This is a genomic window from Muricauda brasiliensis, from assembly GCF_003057865.1.
Taxonomy (GTDB): domain Bacteria; phylum Bacteroidota; class Bacteroidia; order Flavobacteriales; family Flavobacteriaceae; genus Flagellimonas; species Flagellimonas chongwuensis.
Window position 1 is genome coordinate 1 of the sequence record NZ_QBTW01000018.1, and the last position, 19,182, is coordinate 19,182.

15 protein-coding genes are annotated in these 19,182 nt (G+C 40.3%); 7 read left to right on the forward strand and 8 right to left on the reverse strand.

Annotated elements, in window-relative coordinates:
* Positions 1-208: 208 nt before the first annotated feature.
* From DCK90_RS14085 to DCK90_RS14095, 3 genes are all read right to left on the reverse strand, one after another.
* Positions 209-2,257, reverse strand: a complete 2,049-nt coding sequence (locus DCK90_RS14085; protein WP_199912695.1) for a putative porin — start codon at positions 2,255-2,257, stop codon at positions 209-211.
* 116 nt (positions 2,258-2,373) lie between these two features.
* Positions 2,374-3,627: a RagB/SusD family nutrient uptake outer membrane protein gene (locus DCK90_RS14090; RefSeq protein WP_234414765.1), complete on the reverse strand. Its 1,254-nt coding sequence runs from the start codon at positions 3,625-3,627 to the stop codon at positions 2,374-2,376.
* Positions 3,628-3,769: 142 nt separating this feature from the next.
* A complete protein-coding gene (locus DCK90_RS14095) occupies positions 3,770-6,823 on the reverse strand; it encodes a SusC/RagA family TonB-linked outer membrane protein (protein ID WP_234414766.1) in 3,054 nt (1,017 codons plus the stop codon).
* A 232-nt stretch (positions 6,824-7,055) separates the two neighbouring features.
* Here DCK90_RS14095 and DCK90_RS14100 point away from each other — a divergent pair, with 232 nt between their 5' ends.
* The 4 genes from DCK90_RS14100 to DCK90_RS14115 all read left to right on the forward strand — a co-directional run bounded on the left by DCK90_RS14100 (position 7,056) and on the right by DCK90_RS14115 (position 12,280).
* A complete protein-coding gene (locus DCK90_RS14100; protein WP_108246850.1) occupies positions 7,056-7,652 on the forward strand; it encodes a ribonuclease HII in 597 nt (198 codons plus the stop codon).
* Between the two features lie 29 nt (positions 7,653-7,681).
* The gene (locus DCK90_RS14105) at positions 7,682-10,138 is read left to right on the forward strand and encodes a ribonuclease HII (protein WP_108246851.1); all 2,457 of its coding nucleotides are present in this window, start codon (positions 7,682-7,684) and stop codon (positions 10,136-10,138) included.
* A 121-nt stretch (positions 10,139-10,259) separates the two neighbouring features.
* A complete protein-coding gene (locus DCK90_RS14110; protein WP_108246852.1) occupies positions 10,260-11,576 on the forward strand; it encodes an OmpA family protein in 1,317 nt (438 codons plus the stop codon).
* 11 nt (positions 11,577-11,587) lie between these two features.
* Complete coding sequence (locus DCK90_RS14115) at positions 11,588-12,280, forward strand: TapB family protein (RefSeq protein WP_108246853.1); 693 nt, start codon at positions 11,588-11,590, stop codon at positions 12,278-12,280.
* A 59-nt stretch (positions 12,281-12,339) separates the two neighbouring features.
* On the opposite strand, the gene DCK90_RS14120 is transcribed toward DCK90_RS14115, so the two are convergent.
* The 5 genes from DCK90_RS14120 to DCK90_RS14140 all read right to left on the reverse strand — a co-directional run bounded on the left by DCK90_RS14120 (position 12,340) and on the right by DCK90_RS14140 (position 15,576).
* Entirely contained in the window at positions 12,340-13,008 is a 669-nt protein-coding gene (locus tag DCK90_RS14120) for a hypothetical protein (RefSeq protein ID WP_108246854.1), read from the reverse strand.
* A gap of 228 nt (positions 13,009-13,236) precedes the next feature.
* Positions 13,237-13,833 carry a hypothetical protein gene (locus DCK90_RS14125; protein ID WP_159075850.1) on the reverse strand — a complete coding sequence of 199 codons (597 nt, stop codon included), beginning with the start codon at positions 13,831-13,833 and terminating at the stop codon, positions 13,237-13,239.
* 93 nt (positions 13,834-13,926) lie between these two features.
* Positions 13,927-14,643: a lipoyl(octanoyl) transferase LipB gene (gene lipB, locus DCK90_RS14130; RefSeq protein ID WP_108246856.1), complete on the reverse strand. Its 717-nt coding sequence runs from the start codon at positions 14,641-14,643 to the stop codon at positions 13,927-13,929.
* 32 nt (positions 14,644-14,675) lie between these two features.
* Positions 14,676-15,413: a hypothetical protein gene (locus DCK90_RS14135; RefSeq protein ID WP_108246857.1), complete on the reverse strand. Its 738-nt coding sequence runs from the start codon at positions 15,411-15,413 to the stop codon at positions 14,676-14,678.
* A gap of 7 nt (positions 15,414-15,420) precedes the next feature.
* Complete coding sequence (locus DCK90_RS14140; protein ID WP_108246858.1) at positions 15,421-15,576, reverse strand: YqaE/Pmp3 family membrane protein; 156 nt, start codon at positions 15,574-15,576, stop codon at positions 15,421-15,423.
* A gap of 93 nt (positions 15,577-15,669) precedes the next feature.
* Here DCK90_RS14140 and DCK90_RS14145 point away from each other — a divergent pair, with 93 nt between their 5' ends.
* The 3 genes from DCK90_RS14145 to lysS all read left to right on the forward strand — a co-directional run bounded on the left by DCK90_RS14145 (position 15,670) and on the right by lysS (position 19,113).
* Positions 15,670-16,713, forward strand: a complete 1,044-nt coding sequence (locus DCK90_RS14145) for a response regulator transcription factor (protein WP_108246859.1) — start codon at positions 15,670-15,672, stop codon at positions 16,711-16,713.
* A gap of 100 nt (positions 16,714-16,813) precedes the next feature.
* On the forward strand, positions 16,814-17,356 hold the full coding sequence (locus DCK90_RS14150; protein ID WP_108246860.1) for a thioredoxin family protein: 543 nt from the start codon (positions 16,814-16,816) through the stop codon (positions 17,354-17,356).
* Positions 17,357-17,421: 65 nt separating this feature from the next.
* On the forward strand, positions 17,422-19,113 hold the full coding sequence (gene lysS, locus DCK90_RS14155; RefSeq protein WP_108246861.1) for a lysine--tRNA ligase: 1,692 nt from the start codon (positions 17,422-17,424) through the stop codon (positions 19,111-19,113).
* Positions 19,114-19,182: the final 69 nt, after the last annotated feature.

Here is a 19,182-nt window from a genome sequence, read left to right on the forward strand (position 1 = left end):
AATATGTATATGAACTTCTTTGTTTTTTCTCTCGTTTTTCAGCCTCTCGGCCTTTCGAAAGCGCCCTGCCTTATCAGCTAAGCGGGTGCAAATATACGCACGTTATTTTCTTACCGCAAAATGTTTTTCGATATTTTTTTCGAAAAAAAATCAATTAATTTATAACTACTTGTTTTTCAGGTTTTCGTTTTTTACTTCTTAACGAATTTTATGAAAATAAATTCCAGACCAACCCAAATCTGATGACAAAATCACGGTAAGGATAATTTGGGGCAGAGTAATAATTAGGCTCTGAAAAAATGGAATTCAAGTGTTCTGCCTTTAAAAAAATACGGGTCTGTTTCACTTTGGCGTTTATAAATACATCCAATAAAGGATACCCTCCCAATTCTTCATTGTTCTGAATATAAAATTCCCCCAACAGTGGATTGTATGCATCCATATTATATGATGTGAAGTATTTAAAGGTTACCCCTGTTTGCAGAAACATCGCTTTTTTAAATACATCACTTGAAAAGTATAGACTATTCCGTGTAACCACCTGTGGAAGATTGAGCACTTGATTTCCTTGATCTACCTCTTGATACATTACCGTATTCATTAATGCCCACTTTCTCCATTTTATTTCTTTTTCATATTTAACTTTTAAGTGGTTGACCGTGCCGGATTCTTGAAATGGCCTTACGAATGCCGTTTCCTGACCCAACCCTATTTCTTCCTCTGTTGCCGTGGATGCAAAATATATATAATTATCCAGCGTACTGTACTCAGCACTCAAAAGGCCGTAGCTTCTGGAATCAAAACCAAATTGTATACTCTTTGTACGAATGTTATCAAAGGTGTCCGTATTTTGCCAATTGAAGTTTCGATAATCACTTTGATACAACAAGTAGTTAAAATCAGGCATTCTAGATGATATATGGATAGACCCCAATAATGAATTACCTTCATTCAATGTATATCTTGCCATAGCATCGAACTTATTCCCCGTAAGTTCGCCTACCACCGTATAATCGACACTTCCCTCCAAATATAAAGGCCCTATGCGGTTATGGTAACTACCCCCAACCACAATTTCTTCCCCTTGCAGCTTATTTTGTATAACACCTTCATCGGTGAACAATACACTATTGAAAAAATAATTATAGTTGAACAATGACACCCGACCTGAGATCCTGCCAAGAGTCTTGTTTGAAAATTCTATAGATCCTTTATTGAACATTGTTTTCAATCTTGCTCTATCTTCTATAGGAACCAAGAATGGGTCTTGTCCAAAGGCATCGTTCTGCTGCGTTTGTTCAAAGTCGTACATTTTGGTCTCATAGCTGAACTCATGACCTATGGCCAATGTTGTAGGAGATACATCCGTAGAGTCCCTTTTATGGTTGACCAATTTGAATTGATGATCCAAAAAATAGCGTTTGCCCAAAATTCGATTATTAGCATTGGTATACAACAAATCAATCTTTGCCCTATCCTGAAAATCGGGCAGGTCGTCCTCAAATTGACTCTTGTTCCGTAAACCTCCACTTTCTTCGCTCTGCATTTCTTGAGCCGCTATATGCCCCCTCAGAGCGTACCTGCCATTTTTAGTTATGTAATTGAATGTTGTCCTAAACTTTCCATCCTGAGCTTCCTCATACCTATACTTTCCAAGTGACCTGAATCCGTTGTAAGCAACCGACATGTTGAATCGTTCGGACACATTAAAGGTTAGCAATGCATCCAGATACTGACCCTGTTCGAATGTGGTCTTGAACATAAGCTCCGTCATTGGGGTAGGGACATGATAATAATTCACGTCCTCCTTCTCAAAATAACCAGGATGTTTGGCCTTAGCTCCTATCCGAGGATAATACGGCATGGAAGAAAAGCTTTTACCGAGCTCATTATAGGGCTGCCCCATATTAGCAAAGGGCATTAGTTCAAAATCATCTTTTCTTAAATAATTGTAGATGTAATCTTTTCTGATGGTAAGGGTCGTATCAACTATAGTAGTGTCGCCATAATATGAGATTATTTTGTAATCCCTTATACCCACAGAATCTTTTTGTTTGGCCTCTAATTTAGCAGAATCTCTTCTTTTGGGCTTTGCAGGCATTGAATCTACGGCAACCGAATCCTTTTGCCGTAACGCAAGGGTATCTTTTTCCTGTAGTCTTATAGAGTCTCCCTCTTTTTTTGGAGGAATCGAATCTTGTTGCGCCAAGACTGATTGGCCAATCAATAAAAGTAGGGTCAATGCTAAATATCTCATTCCATGATATTGGTTGGGCAAAGGTAAAAGTTTTGTTTCTAAAGAAATGTGAAAAGTTGAGCCATAAAAAAACCCCGCCGATTGGGCGGGGTTTTAAAACTTATAGTAAACTACGCTTAGTAGCCTTCATTTGGCTCCATATTAGAGTTTGCATTTAATTCTCCTAAAGGAATTGGATAAGCAAACAAATTATTCGGATAAGTCTGAGTACCCAAAAGAGTCTCAGTAGTATTCCAATAAGGCACGTCTTGACCTGTTCTCATCATGTCATCAAAACGAAAACCTTCAAACATAAGCTCCTTACGTCTCTCTAAAAGAATGTTCTCCTTTGTAGCCGAAACATACGGTGTCGCCCCTCTATTGCTTGGTATCAAGTTTAATTGCGTAAGAGCATCACCTCCTGTTTCCAACAATGCTTCTGCATAGTTTAGAATAACCTCTTCATACCTGAACAATGGTATATTATCAGCGCCAACAGCTGTATCAGGATATTTACCGATATTACGTAAACGTGTACCTTCATCTTGGTAACCCAATATATCAATACGAACATCATCTTCCTCAAAAAGATCAATTACAGTACTTACAACCTGCAGGTCACCATAACCGTTTGGAGCATCCCCAGGATATCTATATATGTACGACAATGCATTGGGGCCCTGATTATCAGCATCACTGTAAGCCAACTCAAAGATTACGTTAGCTCCTCCGCTTCCTTCCCAACTACTAACAAATGCATCGGCACCAATAATGGAGTACATATCTGAGCCTATTACAGCCTCAGATGCCAATACTGCACGGTCCCAATCTCCAAAATATACTGCAACACGTGCTTCCAATGCTTTTGCCACAAATTTTGAGACAAAGATATTTGAAGTGTCATAACTGGAATCCATCATATCAAAAGCCGTCTCCAAATCATCATAGATAGCAGCTTTTACTTCATCTATGGTATTTCTAGAAGGATACAAATCTTCACCTTTAAATTCAGTCACTACTGGAACTCCAAGATTTCCTCCCTCAGCATGTTGCTGTCCAAATACACGAAGCAAATCATAATGAGCAAGCGCACGCAAAATCATGGCCCCTCCTTGAAGGTGCTCTCCATATGCCAAATCTCCTTCAAGAGTAGAAAGATCTGTATTGATAATAACATTGGCATTTGCTATAACTTCATAAGCTTCCTCCCACATAAAACCTGTGTTTGAATTGTAAGCAAACTCACCTTGGGTAGTGAACCTACCTGAATTACCATTGGAGAAAACGTTATCTGAACGAACTTCGTTGGTGGCAATCATATCCCTTCCATAGTAACCAGCTCCGGTCAGTACATTGTGCGCACCTTTTAAAAGACTATATAGGTTACTCACTTTAGTTATACTACCTTCAGAGTTTTTTTCTTGCGAAAGGGTTGGATCTAAACTATCAGTAGTACAGGCAGCCAAAATGCTTATTGCTGCTACTGCCGACAGTATGTAATTGAACTTATTTTTTATACTTTTTCTCATCTTCTTAGAAATTAATATTTACACCTAAGGAAATTGAACGAGCTGGAGGTGTTTCAAGACCTATCTCACCTGGATCAACCGTACCATTCTGACTATCAACATCTACTTCTGGGTCGTAAAGCAGGTTATCATCTTTCACCCATGTAAGTAAATTGTTTCCTCTTACATAAAATCTCAACTTGGTCAAACCTACACTTTCCAACGCTCTTGAAGGAACATCATATCCAACAGTAAGCGAACGTAAACGAATAAAGTCGGCATCGTACAAGAACTTGGAGTGTCTTTGCCATGGTTCACCTCCTGTGGTTGGAGCACCATAACGAACATTATCACCTGGTTGTTGCCAACGATCCAACAATGTATTATATCCATTATAAACCGTTAGAGGATATCCATTGTTCTGATGCAAGTAAAGATGCCATCCCTCATAAACTTTATGCCCTCCAGCATAGTAACCAGTGGCATTCAAGAAAAAGCCTTTAAATGCAAAGTTCAAGTTAAGACCAGCAGTAGTCGTAGGCACAGCATTTCCTCCTTGGAATACAGCTTCGGCCTCATTGAAATTATTGGTCGTTTCACCATCAACTCCATTTATATACCACTCCTCATCACCTGTATCAGGATTCACACCTGCCCATGTTGGCATATACCATGCATATGCCGGGTGACCTGACTCGATTCTTGTTCGAACTGTCGTAATGGTACTTTCCACTCCGTTAGGATCGGTAGGTAATTTTGTAATCTCGTTCTTAACCTTTGAAATATTACCACCAAGGCTAAAACTTACATCCTCAGTATTAACGATGTTAAAGTTCACATCAACTTCAAAACCTTTATTGTTCAACTCACCTATGTTTTGTATTTGGCTTGTAAAACCAGTAGTTCTTGATAGTGGAACTTCCAATAAAAGGTCTTTGGAGTCTCTATTGAAGTAGGCAAAACTACCGCTTACCACATTGTTAAATAGACCAAAATCTACACCAACATCCAAGGTATGAGAAGTTTCCCATGTTAAGTCGTCATTACCAAAGGTATCCAAATACCCTGCACCTTCTCCACCATAATCATTGGAATACCCAATAAGAGGTTGGAATTGGTTGATATCAATTAGTGCATTACCGGTAACACCGTAAGATCCGCGTAGTTTAAGAGCATTGATCCATTCTGAATCTGCCAAAAAGCTTTCCTTGTTCAAGTTCCACGCAGCACCAACAGACCAGAAATTACCCCAACGGTTTTTTCTTCCAAACCTAGAGTTCCCTTCTCTTCTATAAGACAAGTCCAACACGTAGCGACTATCAAAGGCAGAGTATTTAACCATACCCAAATAGGCACCAACATACCAGTCGTTGAAAGAAGAGCTGATAGAGGTAGGAGTACCCAGGTTATCTAGGTTCTGAAGACCACCGTCCGCAAAACTTTGACCAGCACCACCTACAAAATAACGACGGTTTGCTTGATATTCCTGCAACACTTTAAAATCAAATCTGTGATCATCATTCAACTCCAAAGCATAATCCAAATAGTTTTGGAATACATAGAACACATTGGTTCTATCATACTGACTTGCATCACCACTTGTCGGCTCACCATATCCATACTCTGGATTGGAGTACGTTCTAAAGTTGTACAATTGTAAATCCACATTGAATGTAGAACCAAAAGTAAAGCCCTTTGCAAAATCCCAAGTCACGCTATTGTTCGTCACTATACGTGTCAATCTATTATCACTCACATTATTATCCACCAAATAAAGTGGGTTTGGAGTAGAACCTGAAAATTGGTTAGGCGTGCCGTCAGGATTAAAAGGAGTCAACAAAGGCGAAAGGAAAAACTTAGCCGTTCTTGGGCTTTCAAAATAAGCACTTGTTTCCAAATAGGCATCCTGATACATATGAGAAGCCTGATTATTGGTGGTAAAGGTTATATTATCCGTCAAGTCCTTTGAAAAATTAAGAGATCCGGAAATTCTTTCAAACTCAGACCCTACTACAGTTGCTTCCTGCTGCATGTATCCCAATGACGCGAAGAACGTATGCCCCTCTCCACCACCTGAAGCGGAGAAACTATGCTGTTGGATTACCGCATCACGGTTGGCAACAGCTTGATCCCAACGAGCTTCTGGACGCCCATTCGCGTCCCACTCTGCATAAGGGCCAGCCAACAATGCATCCCTAGCCTCTTGTGTAGAACCAAAGATACCATCATTAAAATATGCCTCAGAAACAAGCTCCAATCGCTCAGCTACCGTCAATGGTACTGGACCTGTTATTGCATCGTTCTGAAAACCGTAACTACTGTTAATACTGAACATTGTTTTTCCAGCACGTCCGCTTTTGGTTGTAATAAGGATTACACCATTAGACCCTCTTGCTCCATACTGTGCTGTAGCGGAAGCATCTTTCAAAACGGTAATCGACTCAATATTAGTCTGATCAATACCAGCTAAGGCTGAAAGTGAAGAATAAGCCCCATCAGCTCCCACACTGCCACTATTTACCGGCACACCATCAATTACATACAATGGTTCATTTCCCGCAGTAACCGAACTAACACCCCTGATCCTGATATTTGCCGTAGAACCTGGCGTCCCAGAAGTAGCAGAAACCGTAAGACCGGAAACGTTGCCTTGAAGTGCTTGATCCACCGAAGGAGTAATTACTTCGCTCAGCTTTTCCGAATCCACCTTAACTACAGAACCTGTAATATCAGACCTTCTTTGCGAAGTATACCCGGTAACTACAACCTCTTCCAAGGCCTGGGCATCATCTTCCATCTGAACATTGATTGTAGACGAAGCACCAATAGTTCTTTCCACGGTCCTCTGACCAATGTAACTGAACTGCAACACTTGTCCTTGGGAAGCTGAGATGGTGTAATTACCATCAAAATCGGTTTGTGTTCCATTGGATGTTCCAACAACCATAATGGAAACACCAGGAAGAGGCAGACCGTTTTGGTCCGTCACGTTACCTGAAACTGTTTTCTCTTGTCCAAAAGAGAAAGACATGCACAACACCAAAATAGGTGTCAGCATCCATGCTAACTTAGCTTTCATTTATTTCATTTTTTGAATTAGTCCGCTCAAAAATCAATATAAAAAGTTAATATTCAAAAAAATTAACAACCTTGCAGCCTCTATGTTACTGAAGTATTAATCAATAATTTTGATAATTTTAACATATTATCCACAACTAACAACCCCGTTTATTAGACTTGTAAGATTTTTTTAACTTTTCCTTAGCAAATATGTTTTTCTTTAATTTTCAACTGTTAAATTTTTAAGATGTATGTTAAAATCGTGTTACCGATCATTGTTGGAAGCAGGGACAGATGAAGCTGGAAGGGGCTGTTTGGCAGGTCCGGTAACGGCTGCAGCCATAATCTTGCCGGAAAAATTCAACAACATCATCTTAAACGACTCCAAACAGCTTTCTGAGACAAAACGTGATCTTTTGAAGCCGATTTTGGAAGAAAAAGCCATTTCTTTCTCTGTTTGTCATGTTTTTGAAGACGAAATCGACGAAATAAACATTTTGAACGCCTCTTTTATGGCCATGCACCGAGCAATAGAAAAATTGCAGCCTACACCCGACTTTATCATAGTTGACGGAAACCGTTTTAAGCCCTATCCCAACATAGACCATGAATGCATAATTAAAGGGGACGGAAAATATATGAGCATTGCCGCCGCTTCGGTTTTGGCCAAAACATACCGGGACGAGTATATGGCAAAAATCCACGAAGAATTCCCTATGTACAACTGGAAAAAAAACAAGGGATACCCTACCAAAGAACATAGGGAGGCCATCAAAAAATACGGTATCACCAAATATCACAGAAAAAGCTTTAGACAACTCCCAGAACAATTGACACTGGATATTTAAAAATCCTAACTTTGTGTCAAACTGCTAAAATGAGATTAAAGGTACTTTTTTGTTTGCTCCCCATACTTATCGCATCATGTACGAAAGAGGTGAAGACCAAAGACTCTCTTTTGGAACATTTACCTCCGAATCCGGCACTCGTTCTAAAAATCAACAACCTCGGCAACTTCAAAAGCGAACTTAAAAACAATTCTATCCTTAAAAATATTGAAGGCTTTGCTCATATTGAGGACATCTCCAACAAGACCCAAGGACTAAATTACCTGAAAACCAATAAAACAATAGTGCTTGCTTTTTATGAAGTTGGCAAGGATAATTATGATTTCATAATGGCCACTAAAAACGTTTCGGGACTTTTTAATGTGGACAGCGTGGCCAACAAAACAGTGGAAACATTGACTTATGAGGGCGCAAACGTCACAAAGTACAATATCGACGGCTTGGAAATGTTCAGTCTTGAAAAAGAAAATGATATCCTAATGAGTTCTTCCATGATGCTGATGGAAAACCTCATAAGGACAAACGAGAACACACCGGTGGACCCTACATTAAAAAAATTGTACCAAGCGAGTTCTACCGACAAATCCGCCACCTTATATATAGACCCAAGTGGAAATACTTCCCTTCTGGCCCTCAAGGAACAAAATGAATCCAGAAAGAACCCATTTTCTTCATGGGTTTCTTTGGATTTTACCGCGAATTCGGACGAGGTCAACCTGAACGGCGTGGCCATGGCTCCAGATTCAACTAAAAATTTCATCAACTTGTTCAAAGGCACCTCCCCGCTTGCCAATAGAACACCTTCTTATGCCCCATTGAACTCGCAAGCGATCATTTCCTATACTTTTGATGATTACCAAATTTTCGCAAAAAACCAGAACAACTATCTGGACAGGGTAAAACCAACCGATTCCCTTTTTAACACCATAGAGGAAGTTGGATTGATTTTTTTAAATAATGAGAAAGTAGCATTGTTGAAATCTTTTGGCACCGAAGGCCTATACGATTACCTTAGCAGTAGAAAAACTAGCTCAGAAGATTATCAAGGAAGTGAAATATTGGTTTTGGACGCTCCAGATTTAATAGAACAAAACTTCACCCCTTTAATAAAGAATTTTACATCCAACTTTTGCACAATACTGGAGAACAGTTTTATTTTTTCAGAAAACAAGGAAGCCTTGCAGACCATAATCAGTAATCATAAAAGCTCCTCGTCTTTCGATAACGACCAAGGATACAAAACAGCAAAAGCTTCCCTAGCTAGCGAATCCAGCATCCTGATGGTCTCCAATGCTTCGGGCATCGACTTTTTTGCCGAACAGGAACTTTCCTTGGAACTGGCGGAAGACATCAAAGAAAAAGACCTGAACGGACAGGTTTTTGCTTCACAAATGGTGATGGACAATGGTTTTGGCCATTTCAATATAATTGCTTCAAAAATTGAAAAGAACCAAGAGAAAAACACAGTTTCGCCACTATTCACCTTGGAACTGAACACTGACTTGGCCACAGAACCACAGTTTGTAAAAAACCACAGGACCAAACAACAGGAAATTGTAGTACAGGACGAGAACAATGTCCTCTACCTGATTTCCACCGATGGAAAAGTGCTTTGGACCAAACAATTGGACGGCAGAATACAGGGATCCATACAACAAGTCGACATTTATAAAAACGGAAAACTACAGCTCGCCTTCACCACAAACGACCAATTTTTGATCTTGGACCGAAATGGGGACGAAGTTGCCCCTTTCAATATTGATTTTGAGGCCGGAAACCTGAATCCATTAGCAGTATTTGATTATGATGGCAGTCGGAACTACCGCTTTGTTGTTACACAGGGTAGTAAAGTATTCATGTACAATAACCAAGGTAAAATAGTCCGTGGGTTTACCTTTACCGATGCCCCTAGCAATATCTTGGGCACTCCTCAACATTTTAGGGTGGGCAACAAAGATTATCTCGTCTTTAAACAGGACAACAGTACCCTTAGGATTCTGCACCGTGTAGGTAGCGACCGAATTAAAATTCCTGAAAAAATAGACTTTTCCAACAATGATGTTTTCCTCTATAAAAACAAATTCTCCGTAACCAACAAAACAGGCGTGCTCCACCAGATTGATACCAACGGAAAATTGACGGCCACAAACTTCAACCTAAACCCAGACCACGGATTTTATGCCACGACCAACACTTTGGTACTTATGGATGACAACGTACTCACCATAAAAGGAAAAAAGGTGGAACTGGAGCTTGGGGTTTATTCTAAACCTAAAATCTTTTATATCTATGACAAAATTTATGTTGCAGTGACGGACTTGCAAAATCATCAAATTTATTTGTACGACAGCCAAGCGGAACCCATTTCCAATTTCCCTGTCTTCGGAAGTTCTTTGATCGATCTTTCGGATATGGACAACGACAAAAAGTTGGAACTTGTTGCAAAAGATCAAGACAACTCCCTGATTGTCTACAAAATAAACTAGCAGGACAACATACGGTCAGTCATACATTAGTTAATGCAACACATACATTTTTAGACATATAGAGGCTTACATTTTAGTAGTTTGGATAGAATTGCTTTATCAACAACTAAAAAAATACTAAATGAAAACCTCGAACAAACTATTCTACTGTTTGTCCTTTGCCTTATTGATGGCTACCAGCGGAGAAGCACAGTTTTTCAAAAAATTGGCCAAGAAAGCGGAAAAAGCAGCTGAACGCACAGTTGAAAGACGAGTAGATAGAGAAACTACAAAAAAGACAGATCAAGCACTGGACAGTATCCTTGAACCTGGCTCGGGAGGAAAACAATCTCCTGGAAATCCGCAAGGAAATGGGAATCCTGGTGGCACAGTAAACGAAAACGGGACATCCAACGGTCCTGTTACTGCCGGCCCCAAAACCATAGAGGTTTACAGTAAATTTGATTATGTTCCCGGGGACAAACCTATTTTTTACGACGATTTCAACGACGATTTCATGGGTGATTTCCCATCCAAGTGGAACACCAACGGTTCCGGAGAAGTTGTGACCGTGGACGGCTTGCCCGGCAAATGGTACTCCATTGCCAATAGGAGCCTTACCCTACCCAATCTTGGGAGCCAGCTCCCAGAAGACTTCACGATGGAGTTTGACTTAAAGGTGACCAATTTGACAAGAAACACCAGTTCTTTGGCCACTTTGGACATCTATCTTTCAGAAACGCCCAACCTTACTACCAGCGAGAGCAATGTAATGGCAACACTGAATTTCTGCCAATATATTGCTGTCGGGGTAAAGGTCGACAACGACTTTAGAGACGACCCTTCCCCCATTACAAACACCCTTCAACGAGATTTGAGGGAAGTGTTCAAAGATGTGGCCCATATTTCCATAGCCGTGAACAAAAACCGGTATCGCCTTTGGATCAACGAGACCAAAATCGTGGATCTTCCTCAATTTGTTGTTCGTCCCAATCAGATTAATTATCCAAAATTCTATGTGTCCAATATAGACGAACAAGGCAATAAGGAAAGAGTTTTGATTGGCAACCTTAAAATTGCAGAAGGTGGTGTTGATCTTCGCAGAAAATTGATGTCCGAAGGAAAAATTTCCACCAATGGTATTCTCTTCAATTCTGGTTCGGCCGATATTCTGCCCCAATCCATGGGAATCATCAGACAGATTTCCCAAGTATTGACACAAGACAAATCCATTAAACTAAATATTGTTGGACATACAGATTCTGATGGTTCGGATGAAAGTAATCTATCTCTATCCGAAAACAGGGCCGAAGCTGTAAAAAAGGCATTGATATCCGTATATGGTATCTCTTCGGATAGACTAAGTTCCGAAGGAAAAGGAGAGGCGGAACCTGTGGCCGACAACAATTCAGCCCAAGGCAAGGCACAGAACCGTAGAGTAGAATTCATTAAAAAATAGCACCGCAGACTATGAAAAAATATATAGTATTAGGCCTAATAGCCCTTTTTGCGATCCATCTTTCCCAAGCTCAATCCAATTGCAGCAGTTATTACCCACTGGTTGACGGAGCCAATTTTCAATACACCAATTATGATAAAAAAGGTAAGGAAGATGGCCAAATCACTTACAAGGTAACAGATGTACAAAGTAGCAGCAGCACTACCAACGCCATCATGATGATGGAAATGACGGATAAAAAAGGAAGAGCCTACACATCCGATTATGAAGTTACTTGCGAAGGCGATGTGATAAAAATTGATTTTAAATCCTTGATGAACGAACAGATGCTCAGTCAAATGGGCGATGTAGAAATGGATATCTCGGGTACCGATGTGGAATTGCCCAACAACCTATCTGTAGGACAGGAGCTTCCGGATGCCAATATGGAGGTGAAAATGAAAATGGGCGGAGGCATCAACATGAACACCAATATTGAGACCTTGAACCGAAAAGTTGAAAAACAGGAAAGTGTGACAACTCCCGCTGGGACTTTTGACTGTTATGTAATCTACAGCGAGACCAAAACCAAAATGATGATGACCAACCAGACCTTTCCTTCACGCATTTGGCTGGCCGAAGGAGTTGGCATGATCAAACAGGAATCCTACAACAAAAATGGAAAATTGATGGGCAGCATGGTCTTGACCCAGTATAGCAAATAGTAGATTTACTTTGTAAAAACAAAAAACCGAGGTGCGAGCCTCGGTTTTTCATTATTCTTCTATTCTTTCCGTAAAGGAGAAATCATTATGTGAGCCTTATGCGTCCCTGGATCCATGATCCAAGGATGGTTTGAACCCAAAGGCTTTTCGGGAAGTCCTGTAGATTCTGCCGTGGCAAATGGCAAATACACCACATAACGATAATGGGCCCCTTCCACTTCATGGGTCTCAGGATTGTATTGGTTACTTTCCCCATAATAAATATGTAAGGTGGCCCCAAATTGTCCCATATCGAGTTTGCCCGATTTTGCTTCCTCCTCGCGAATATCAAAAATCTCTGGACCTGTTTTGCCTTCAGCCCGTAATTCCCGACCTCTTGCCATAAAAGGTTCCAGACTTTTGTGATAACAGGCCGCATTAAATCCAGATTGTTTTGGGTTATCGGCCAGGACAATAAATTCATTATCTCCCTCTCTGAGCGTCACAAAATCACCGACCATGTTATAACCAATCACTTTACACCCATCTCGGCTTTCTTCTGGAGCTGCCATGAGTGATGCAGCAATCAATGCTTCGTCGGAGTCAATGGGAACGTAGTGGGTTTGGACTTTATCAACCGTATTGCTTTCCACTGTTGCGGAATCGTCCCCATCTTTTTTGTTTTCGCTGGTGTTCTTGCAGGAAAGCAAGGTTCCTGTCAATACAAGTACTAAGAGAAATCTTTTCATGGTGCGTTGAATTTAGTTGCATACAACAACATCGAGTGCAAAAATTGGTTTTGCCGACATGAACTCAATAAGTAGTTATGCTGTGCAGTAGTAAGTTAATGGTTTAAATTGGATTTAGAGGGCTATCGATAACGTTAAAAAAATTTTACCGCACAACATAATGTGGGCAAGAACATCGTACTCTTTCACAAATCAATTATTAATTCAAATAAAAGTTCATTTGAAGTATCACTTACTAAAACCGATACTAGCTCCCCCTTTTTTCTTATTAACCAAATTATGTTTAAGATTTTCAAACTCTTCCTCAGAGATAATATCCTTTTCCCTAAGCCATCCAAGGGTCATCAATTGAGGTTCAACCGGCATCTCTAAATCGATTTTAGCATACTTTGACTTTAAGAACAGGGTTATCTCATCAGACAGTTTTTTAATAAATGCTTCAAATTCATCCTTGTTAGGCTTGTTTTTAATGAACTCCAAATAACCGTTATTATGGGTAGGAATCAACAACACATTTTTTGACTTTATATATGTGATAAGCCCGCTAAGACAAGTAACAATGAATAAGAATATGGAAACACCTATTAAACCACTCCCGTCGGGATAGTTATCAGGATTGAATATGTTAATTAGAAAAAAAGCACCAAATACCAAAGTAACAATTAACATCACGTTATCGGTTTCCCTTTGCCAAACAGTTTTCGAAAAATCTATTTCCTCATAGGGAATATTGAACTCTTCAGAGCTAGTTAAATTTCTAAATTGAATTCTCAAAAATCCTTTTTCCAAAGTAAATTCTCGGACCAAGAAAAGTTTTTTCTGCAAAAGATTCATATGTAAGAGCTATTCATTGCAAAGGTTTATTCTTAAATCAAGATACCCATTATTTACGAATTCAAAATGAATATTTCAGTATGCTTAAACTTGTGCCCCTTCCTTCACCAACTCCGCCTCAAAAAGTGCGGTAAAATGCTTGAGCAGTTTTTGCTTCACCTCTTCCATATCCACTTCCTTCTGACCCAATTCCACATTCAAAGAAGTAACCGCTTTGTCTCTGATGCCGCAGGGAATCATCATATCAAAATAGCCCAAATCGGCATTTACATTAAGTGCAAAACCGTGCATAGTTACCCAACGACTGGCACGTACACCCATGGCACATATTTTTCGGGCAAACGGAGTGCCCACATCCAACCAAACACCGGTTTCACCCTTGGAGCGTTCGGCTTTAAGACCGTATTCGGCCAAAGTCAAAATCACCATTTCCTCCAAAAATCGAAGGTATTTATGGATATCGGTAAAGAAGTTATCCAAGTCCAAAATTGGGTATCCCACCACTTGTCCAGGTCCGTGGTAAGTAATGTCTCCCCCACGGTTGATTTTATAGAAAGTAGCGCCCTTTTCAGCAAGTTTGTTTTCGTCCACCAACAAATTGTTGATGTCACCACTCTTTCCCAAGGTATACACATGCGGGTGCTCCACAAACAAGAAATGATTGGGCGTATCAAGATTGGCCTCCTCACGACGGTTTCTAATCTTGGTGTCCACAATGTTCTTAAAGAGAAGCTCTTGGTAATCCCAAGTTTCCTTGTAATCCTTTAATCCTAGATCCTGTACTGTAACTTTCTTGTTCATGCTACAAAGATACGAAGCATGCCAATGGAAAACTATTTCTCCAGTTCCACCTCCAAATCCAAGACTGATGGATTCTTCATCAACTCCATAAAATTCACTTCATAGATTAAGGTTTTACCATCTTGACTAAAGGTCGCTTCTTCAGCAGTGGTTGATTTTATCTTTTTAGGGAAGTGATATTTTAAAGTGTACGTAGATCCCGAAAGAAACATCTCTGCTCCCTGTAAGCTGTCCAATTGCTGTTGGAACAACTCTTGATCTACAATTTTGGCAGTTCTGGTAAACTTGTTCTTCTGGAAGGAATAATTTACCTCGGTGGGCTGCTCGGAAGGCTTCATTGGTCCCTGCTGAGGATTGGATTTACCACCTATCGTACTTGCATCCTGAAAAGCTCCAAAAGCATCGTTGACCTCGCTCACGTTTTTAAACTCGCTGAACAAATCGAACATCATCTCCTTTTTTTCAGGATTCATTACCATTCGCATGTTGAACGGTTCCAGTTTTTTCAGTTTCTCTTGTTCCTCAATGGGCAACTGTGCGATACTATCTTTCTTCTCTTCTAAAAATGTTTTAAAAGAAATTATGGAGTCAATTGGCTTTTCATTGGTTTTGGCCATTTCTTCCCCGGCCATTTCCATCATCTCGGAACCGTCAAAGTTGATGGACAGTTTCCCTGAACCATCTTCATTAATGTGTATTTCTTCGGTAAAATTACATGCACTGGCAAGGGCAATCAACATTGCCGATAGCAAGATTTGGACTCTTTTCATAAGACTTTTAGTTAGTGTTGTTTAGTATGACCAAGGCCCCGATTACTCCGGGAACCCAACCACACAGGGTTAAAAGTAATACAATAAGTACAGAGCCACAACCTTTTCCGATGACCGACAAGGGTGGAAACAATATTGCCAATAAAACTCTCCAGAAACTCATTTTTTTTTGATTTTGATTGATGATACTTATAGGTAGCCTAAATACATGCTTTGTTACAGAAAAGCACTATTTTTAGCCAAAATCGGTTAAAAAATGCGGTTTTTAGTCCTAATTCTACTTTTAGCTCAGTCAACTGTCCTTTTTGGACAATATCATTTTTCGGGCCAAGTTTCCGCAGAGAACAATGGTAATTCCATTTATCTGTCATTGGTTGAGGATTATCGTAAATCTGGACGAGTTTACTTGGATCAAATCGTGCAAAAATCAGAAGTGGACTCTTTGGGTCATTTTTCCTTTGAGGGCAACAACCTTAATGACCAAAACCGTATCTATCGTATTCATTTGGATGGCTGTTCGGACAATACGGGCAGTAATCACTTTTTGGGCCGATGCAACAACAGTAAAAATGTGTTGTTTATCGCCAATAATAAAGATACCGTTAGCTTTCCCACCTCTTTTGAAGACCAATCGCTATGCACCATAACGTCCACTAACCCAAAATCCGGGCTCTTATTGGAAATTGATGGTTTAAAGGAACATATGGCATACGATTTTGCCGATTATCCTAGCGAGGCCAATAAAAAATTGAATCTGGACAAATGGTTCCAGACCCTGCACAACTTTGGCAAAGAAGTAAACGAACCTCTTGCAGAACTTTACATTTACGATTTCTTGTCGGACAAAAGGAACGAAACTTTTCGATTTTATCTGGAAGACCTGACCATAAACGATTACTACGATAATTTGTCTGAACGATTATCAAACACCTATCCCGAAGCCGAGTTTACCCAACAGTACCAAGCCGAAATAACCACAGACGAAGATTTGGCGAGTTTCAGCCGTCCACAATCCTCTAAATGGAACCGGACCATTATCGCACTTTTGGCAGTATCGCTATTGGGCAATTTCCTATTCTTTCTTGGTAAACGAAAAAAGGACAGCACCTCAGAATTACTTGAAAAACTGACTCCCCAAGAGCAAAAAATCGTCAATTTGATTTTACAAAACAAGACCAATAAAGAAATTGCCTCGGAGCTTTTCGTTAGCGTTAGTACCATAAAGACGCACATCAACAATCTCTATAAAAAATTGGATGTAACCTCGCGTGACGAGATGGCGCTCCTTTTCAAAAAGTAAAATTCAACCCCCGGTCTAGTACCCATATCCAACGCAGAAAAGTTCGTTCAGCCATTGATTTTAGTGAATTTGTCCTTCAAACCATAAATCACATAAAATCATGAAACATCTTTTATTCGCATTCCTCATGCTATGCATTACCTGTGCTTCTGCCCAAGAATTCAACAAAGAAATCAAAACGGAAAATGGACAACAATTCTTGGTCGGGCAAATCAATTTGGAAGGTCTGCAATCCGAGCCCTACGTCAATTGGTTCCAGAACAGATATGAAAACTACTATCCAGATGAAACCATGGTTGCACTTTTCAAAGAGAAATTGGCGGAATACGACATCAAACTATTTTTGGGAACTTGGTGTGGCGACAGTAAGCGAGAAAGTCCCAAATTCATTAAAATATTGACAGCTGCCGACTTTCCCATGGACCAACTGGAAATTGTGGCGCTGGATTACCGCAAAGGATTATACAAAACCAGTCCCACAGGCGAAGAAAAGGGTTTGAACATTATAAAAGTGCCCACTATCATCTTTTTTAAAGACGGAGAAGAAATCAACCGAATTGTGGAAAGTCCACTGGAAACTTTGGAAGAAGATATTGCCCAAATCATGTTCAAAAAGAACTATGTGCCCAATTATGCATATTAAGTTTGGACAAGGCAAGGATTTAAAGCGCAAAAGTGTAATTTTGCGCTTTAAATTTTTTACAGACTATGCAACTATCGGAACAAGAGATCGTTCGAAGGGAAAAATTGACCAAACTCAGGGAAATGGGCATCGACCCATATCCCGCAGCACTGTATCCTGTTGATGCCACCTCCAAGAGCATCAAGAATGATTTTGAAGAAGGAAAGAAAGTGGTTATTTCCGGTAGATTGATGTCGCGCAGAATTCAAGGAAAGGCTTCCTTTGCCGAACTTCAGGACAGCGAAGGACGCATTCAGGTCTACTTTAACCGTGACGAAATTTGCCCGGATGATGATAAAACTTTGTACAACGATGTGTACAAAAAATTGTTGGACATCGGGGACATTATCGGTATTGAAGGAGAGCTGTTCAAAACACAAGTCGGTGAGAAAACCGTAATGGTGAAAAACTTCTCGCTGTTGAGCAAAAGTTTAAGGCCATTGCCCTTACCAAAGGTAAACGACGAAGGAAAAGTATACGATGCTTTCAACGACCCGGAACTACGCTACCGCCAGCGGTATGTGGATTTGGTAGTAAACCCGCACGTTAAGGACACCTTCATCAAAAGAACAAAGATTACCACCAGTATACGGGAATTCTACAACCAAAAAGGATACTTGGAGGTGGAAACACCGATATTACAACCCATTCCAGGTGGAGCGGCCGCTCGGCCGTTCTTAACACACCACAATGCTTTGAATGTGCCCTTGTACCTGCGAATCGCCAACGAACTCTATCTAAAAAGATTGATTGTCGGTGGATTTGACGGTGTGTACGAGTTTGCAAAAGATTTCCGTAACGAGGGAATGGACCGCACCCACAATCCAGAGTTTACCGTAATGGAACTCTATGTAGCCTACAAGGATTACAACTGGATGATGGACACCACCGAAGAACTTTTGGAAAAAGTGGCCGTAGATGCCACAGGAAGTTCCAAAGTAAAAGTGGGTAATCACGAAATTGAATTCAAGGCTCCTTACCCAAGGGTTCCCATTTTGGAAGCCATTAAAATCCATACAGGCTATGATGTTTCCGGCATGGAAGAGGACGAGCTACGCGAAGTGGCAAAAAAATTGGGCATCGAAGTGGATGATACCATGGGCGTAGGTAAATTGATTGATGAAATCTTTGGTGAAAAATGTGAGCACCACTACATCCAGCCAACTTTCATTATTGATTATCCGAAGGAAATGAGCCCATTGACCAAGGAACATCGGAGTAACCCAAGACTTACCGAGCGTTTTGAATTGATGGTAAACGGTAAGGAATTGGCCAATGCCTACTCCGAGCTCAACGACCCCATTGACCAACGCGAACGTTTTGAAGATCAGCTGAAACTCTCCGAAAAAGGGGATGACGAAGCCATGTTCATCGACCAGGATTTCTTGCGTGCTTTGGAATACGGAATGCCACCGACTTCGGGAATCGGTATTGGAATAGATCGTTTGGTGATGTTGATGACGAACAACTCCTCTATCCAAGAAGTATTGTTCTTCCCGCAAATGCGTCCCGAGAAGAAAAAAGTAGAGTTGACCGAAGAGGAAAAAATTATTGTGGACATTATAAAACCCGTTGGTGAAATGTCTTTGTCCGACCTTAAAGAAAAGGCTGACTTAAGTGGTAAAAAATGGGACAAGAGCACTAAGGGTCTTACCAAACACGGACTTATCAAAGTGGAAAAAACCGAAAATAATCTTTTGGTAAAATATACGGGATAGCATAAAATCTTATCCTTACTAAATATAAACCCCTGAGCCTCAAAACCGGCTCAGGGGTTTCGTTTTTAA

What these genes read in the sequence shown, in the direction of transcription:
- DCK90_RS14095 (WP_234414766.1), bottom strand. Translation starts at nt 6,823, where the DNA reads ATGAAAGCTAAGTTAGCATGGATGCTGACACCTATTTTGGTGTTGTGC.
- DCK90_RS14140 (WP_108246858.1), bottom strand. Translation starts at nt 15,576, where the DNA reads ATGAGTTTCTGGAGAGTTTTATTGGCAATATTGTTTCCACCCTTGTCG.
- DCK90_RS14115 (WP_108246853.1), top strand. Translation starts at nt 11,588, where the DNA reads ATGAAAAAATATATAGTATTAGGCCTAATAGCCCTTTTTGCGATCCAT.
- DCK90_RS14100 (WP_108246850.1), top strand. Translation starts at nt 7,056, where the DNA reads ATGTTAAAATCGTGTTACCGATCATTGTTGGAAGCAGGGACAGATGAA.
- DCK90_RS14110 (WP_108246852.1), top strand. Translation starts at nt 10,260, where the DNA reads ATGAAAACCTCGAACAAACTATTCTACTGTTTGTCCTTTGCCTTATTG.
- DCK90_RS14135 (WP_108246857.1), bottom strand. Translation starts at nt 15,413, where the DNA reads ATGAAAAGAGTCCAAATCTTGCTATCGGCAATGTTGATTGCCCTTGCC.
- lysS (WP_108246861.1), top strand. Translation starts at nt 17,422, where the DNA reads ATGCAACTATCGGAACAAGAGATCGTTCGAAGGGAAAAATTGACCAAA.
- lipB (WP_108246856.1), bottom strand. Translation starts at nt 14,643, where the DNA reads ATGAACAAGAAAGTTACAGTACAGGATCTAGGATTAAAGGATTACAAG.
- DCK90_RS14085 (WP_199912695.1), bottom strand. Translation starts at nt 2,257, where the DNA reads ATGAGATATTTAGCATTGACCCTACTTTTATTGATTGGCCAATCAGTC.
- DCK90_RS14120 (WP_108246854.1), bottom strand. Translation starts at nt 13,008, where the DNA reads ATGAAAAGATTTCTCTTAGTACTTGTATTGACAGGAACCTTGCTTTCC.
- DCK90_RS14105 (WP_108246851.1), top strand. Translation starts at nt 7,682, where the DNA reads ATGAGATTAAAGGTACTTTTTTGTTTGCTCCCCATACTTATCGCATCA.
- DCK90_RS14145 (WP_108246859.1), top strand. Translation starts at nt 15,670, where the DNA reads ATGCGGTTTTTAGTCCTAATTCTACTTTTAGCTCAGTCAACTGTCCTT.
- DCK90_RS14150 (WP_108246860.1), top strand. Translation starts at nt 16,814, where the DNA reads ATGAAACATCTTTTATTCGCATTCCTCATGCTATGCATTACCTGTGCT.